This is a genomic window from uncultured Escherichia sp. (genome assembly GCF_948475835.1).
In the GTDB taxonomy this organism is placed as follows: domain Bacteria; phylum Pseudomonadota; class Gammaproteobacteria; order Enterobacterales; family Enterobacteriaceae; genus ECMA0423.
This window is the reverse complement of the sequence record NZ_CAOLGM010000202.1, coordinates 1-4550: the sequence shown is the minus strand read 5'-3', so window position 1 is coordinate 4550 and position 4550 is coordinate 1. Positions and strand designations below refer to the sequence as shown.

At 53.1% G+C, this 4550-nt stretch carries 3 protein-coding genes; 2 read left to right on the top strand and 1 reads right to left on the bottom strand.

Annotation, left to right across the window (positions count from 1 at the left end; genetic code table 11):
* Nucleotides 1–81 precede the first annotated feature (81 nt).
* Together dcd and asmA are read left to right on the top strand one after the other, a co-directional pair.
* A complete protein-coding gene (dcd, locus tag QZF50_RS22650) occupies nucleotides 82–663 on the top strand; it encodes a dCTP deaminase (RefSeq protein WP_001234767.1) in 582 nt (193 codons plus the stop codon).
* A 21-nt stretch (nucleotides 664–684) separates the two neighbouring features.
* The gene (gene asmA / locus QZF50_RS22645; RefSeq protein ID WP_001252331.1) at nucleotides 685–2538 is read left to right on the top strand and encodes an outer membrane assembly protein AsmA; all 1854 of its coding nucleotides are present in this window, start codon (nucleotides 685–687) and stop codon (nucleotides 2536–2538) included.
* A gap of 273 nt (nucleotides 2539–2811) precedes the next feature.
* On the opposite strand, the gene QZF50_RS22640 is transcribed toward asmA, so the two are convergent.
* Nucleotides 2812–4395 carry a TerC family protein gene (locus QZF50_RS22640; protein ID WP_001300971.1) on the bottom strand — a complete coding sequence of 528 codons (1584 nt, stop codon included), beginning with the start codon at nucleotides 4393–4395 and terminating at the stop codon, nucleotides 2812–2814.
* Between the last annotated feature and the right edge of the window lie 155 nt (nucleotides 4396–4550).

Below are 4550 nucleotides of genomic sequence, written 5' to 3'. Positions count from 1 at the left end.
ATTGTGTACCGTTCAGTGATAACCTGGTATGCCCTTGACGTAATTGGCGTTAAGGGAGTGATGCGCGAAGGAGAAAATGCCATGCGTCTGTGTGACCGAGATATTGAAGCCTGGCTTGATGAAGGCCGTTTGTCGATCAACCCACGTCCGCCAGTGGAGCGTATTAACGGCGCGACGGTGGATGTACGCCTGGGCAATAAATTTCGTACCTTCCGTGGTCACACGGCAGCGTTTATCGATCTGAGCGGTCCCAAAGATGAAGTGAGCGCCGCGCTTGACCGCGTGATGAGCGATGAGATCGTTCTCGACGAGGGCGAGGCGTTCTATCTTCACCCAGGAGAGCTGGCGCTGGCGGTGACGCTGGAGTCGGTGACGCTGCCAGCCGATCTGGTGGGCTGGCTGGACGGGCGTTCCTCACTGGCGCGTCTGGGGCTGATGGTGCACGTCACCGCGCACCGTATCGATCCGGGCTGGTCTGGTTGCATTGTGCTGGAGTTCTACAACTCCGGTAAGCTGCCGCTGGCGCTGCGTCCGGGCATGTTAATTGGTGCGCTGAGCTTTGAGCCGCTTTCCGGCCCGGCGGCGCGACCTTACAACCGCCGTGAAGATGCGAAATATCGCAATCAGCAGGGCGCGGTAGCCAGCCGAATCGATAAAGACTAATTCAGGCCCATTGAGGATACCATGAGACGATTTCTGACGACGCTGATGATACTCCTGGTCGTGCTGGTGGCCGGGTTATCTGCGTTAGTGTTGCTGGTGAATCCGAATGATTTCCGCGACTATATGGTCAAGCAAGTTGCTGCACGTAGCGGTTATCAATTGCAGCTCGACGGGCCACTGCGTTGGCACGTCTGGCCGCAGCTTAGTATCCTCTCCGGGCGAATGTCTCTCACCGCCCAGGGCGCAAGCCAGCCACTGGTTCGCGCCGACAACATGCGTCTGGACGTGGCGCTTTTACCACTACTGAGTCATCAACTGAGCGTTAAGCAGGTGATGCTAAAAGGGGCAGTGATTCAACTGACGCCGCAGACGGAAGCGGTGCGCAGTGAAGACGCTCCGGTTGCACCGCGCGACAATACCTTGCCGGATCTGTCAGACGATCGCGGATGGTCGTTTGATATATCCAGTCTTAAGGTGGCGGACAGCGTGCTGGTGTTCCAGCATGAAGATGACGAGCAGGTGACAATCCGCAATATTCGCCTGCAAATGGAACAAGATCCCCAACATCGTGGTTCATTTGAGTTCTCCGGGCGGGTTAATCGCGATCAGCGCGATCTCACGATATCCCTTAACGGTACGGTAGATGCTTCTGATTATCCGCATGATTTAACGGCGGCTATTGAACAAATTAACTGGCAGTTGCAGGGTGCAGATTTACCAAAACAAGGTATTCAGGGGCAGGGGAGTTTCCAGGCCCAGTGGCAGGAGTCACATAAACGCCTTTCATTTAACCAAATCAGCTTGACCGCCAATGACAGCACGCTGAGCGGGCAAGCACAGGTCACGCTGACAGAGAAACCTGAATGGCAGCTGAGACTGCAATTTCCGCAACTGAATCTTGACAACCTCATCCCGCTTAATGAAACAGCGAATGGTGAAAACGGTGCCGCGCAGCAGGGGCAGAGCCAATCAACATTGCCGCGCCCGGTCATTTCTTCGCGTATTGATGAACCGGCATATCAGGGACTGCAAGGCTTTACGGCTGATATTTTGTTGCAGGCCAGTAACGTGCGCTGGCGCGGAATGAATTTTACAGATGTTGCCACGCAAATGACCAACAAGTCGGGTTTGCTGGAAATTACTCAACTGCAGGGCAAGCTTAACGGTGGACAGGTTTCACTGCCGGGCACGCTGGACGCGACATCAATAAATCCGCGGATAAACTTCCAGCCACGGCTGGAAAACGTTGAGATTGGTACCATTCTGAAGGCGTTTAACTATCCGATTTCGTTGACCGGAAAAATGTCACTGGCTGGTGATTTCTCCGGTGCTGACATAGATGCCGACGCATTCCGCCACAACTGGCAAGGACAGGCACATGTCGAAATGACCGACACGCGCATGGAAGGGATGAACTTCCAGCAGATGATTCAGCAAGCGGTAGAGCGTAATGGCGGTGATGTGAAGGCCGCTGAAAACTTTGATAACGTGACGCGGCTTGACCGCTTTACCACCGATTTGACGTTGAAGGATGGCGTCGTGACGTTAAACGACATGCAAGGTCAATCGCCTGTGCTGGCGCTGACTGGGGAAGGCATGTTGAATCTGGCAGATCAAACCTGCGACACCCAGTTTGATATTCGGGTCGTGGGTGGCTGGAACGGGGAAAGCAAACTGATTGATTTCCTCAAAGAAACGCCAGTACCGCTGCGGGTTTATGGCAACTGGCAGCAACTCAATTACAGTCTGCAAGTGGATCAGTTACTGCGCAAACATCTACAGGACGAAGCGAAACGTCGCCTGAATGACTGGGCCGAGCGGAATAAAGATTCCCGCAATGGCAAAGATGTGAAGAAGTTGCTGGAGAAGATGTAGGTTACCAGGTGACCTGTCCTGTAGGCCTGATAAGACGCGTAAAGCGTCGCATCAGGCGTTCGCGGCGGCACCATTATATTCTGAATATGTAAGATCGAAGGCTGTTCCGTTCACTTGATGTTCCTCACTACTATGGAACGCTCAAGCCGGTGAACGTGCCAGGGTGGCTCAATCGCCACCACCCTGGCAACCCGGGCTCCCGGCGGTAAATCGCCGCTGGCGCGGTTCCCTCATCTTATTCCTTTCGGCTATCGGGTAAAATGACCGATACCATCACACCTCGTACTCCAACTCGCCATCCTTATGCAGCGGAATAATCTGCACCTTCTGCACGCGATGGCTTTCCACCTGCAACGTTTTAAGCAAATAATCCCCCACCTGAACTTCTTCGCCAGGTTTTGGAATACGCTGTAAATATTCCATCAACAGCCCGGCAATGGTGTGATATTCACGTTTTTCATCCAGCGGCAGCGGCACATATTGCACCAGATCTTCCAGCGGCATATGACCATTCGCCGTCCAGGAACCGTCCGCATTCTTCTGAATATCATGGCGGGCGTCGATCTCTTCCACTTCGTTCGGTAAGTTACCGGCAATGGTTTCAGTGACGTCACTTAATGTCACAATCCCTTCCACCGAGCCAAACTCATCCACCACAAAAGCAAAGTGCGTGCGGGCATTACGGAACTGCTCCAGGGCAGGTAACAACGGCAAGGTTTCCGGGAACACCAGCGGCTGGCGAATCAACACCCGCAGGTTGAGCGGTTCGCCACGCAGTGACTGTTGTAGCAGGTCGATAACGTGAACAACACCGAGCAAATCTTCTGCGTCATCACCGTCGGTAACCACCAGCCGCGTATGCTGATTTCGCTCCAGCAACTGGCGGATCTCGTCTTCCGGCGCGTTGAGATCGATATGCTCAATATCGTGGCGCGACGTCATAATGCTGCTGACAGTACGCTGGTTAAGATTAAGTACCCGCTCAATCATCCGCCGTTCCTGCGGATTAAAGATCTGCTGGTTACCATGATCCACCAGCATGGACGCGGTTTCGGCGTCCAGTTCCGCATCTTCTTTTTGCCCGCTAAGCAGGCGCATTACCGCTTCGGTAGTCCGCTGGCGTAGCGTCTGGTTAGCGGAAAGAAAACGTCGCCGGTTAAAGATAGCCAACTGATTGAGCGCCTCGATCATCACCGAGAAACCAATGGCAGCGTACAGGTAGCCTTTCGGAATGACGAAGCCGAAACCTTCTGCCACCAGGCTAAAGCCAATCATCAACAGGAAGCTTAAGCAGAGAATAACGATGGTCGGGTGACTGTTAACAAATTGCGTTAACGGCTTGCTGGCCATCAACATCAGGCTGATAGCGATAACCACGGCGGCCATCATGACCAGTAAATGGTCGACCATCCCGACGGCGGTAATCACTGAGTCGAGTGAGAAGATGGCGTCCAGTACCACAATTTGTGTCACCACCCCCCAGAACTTCGCACCTTTGCGTTGTGTGGGATTATTGCTGTCTTTCCCTTCCAGCCGCTCGTTCAGCTCCATCGTGGCTTTGAACAACAGGAAGAAACCACCAAACAGCATGATTAAGTCGCGGGCGCTAAAGGTAAACGAGCGGAAGCTGAACAGCGGTTGAGTCAGGGTGACCAGCCAGGAGATTGACGCCAGCAGTAACAGGCGCATTAACATCGCCAGCAGCAGCCCGGTAACCCGTGCGCGGTCGCGCTGCTTCGGCGGTAGTTTTTCGGCGAGGATGGCAATAAAGACCAGGTTATCAATGCCGAGGACCAGTTCGATCACAATCAGCGTGATTAACCCGGCCCAGATAGACGGATCGGCAATCCATTCCATAGTAAGTACAAAACCTATTCGTTGTATGACAAATGTCACAATTCGATCATGGATAAATCGGGGCAAAAATGCAATGTTGCAGCACTATTTATCTCATATTATTTGAGGGTAATAACCTCACATTATCCCTGAATTAAAAGTGGTAATAATAAAAC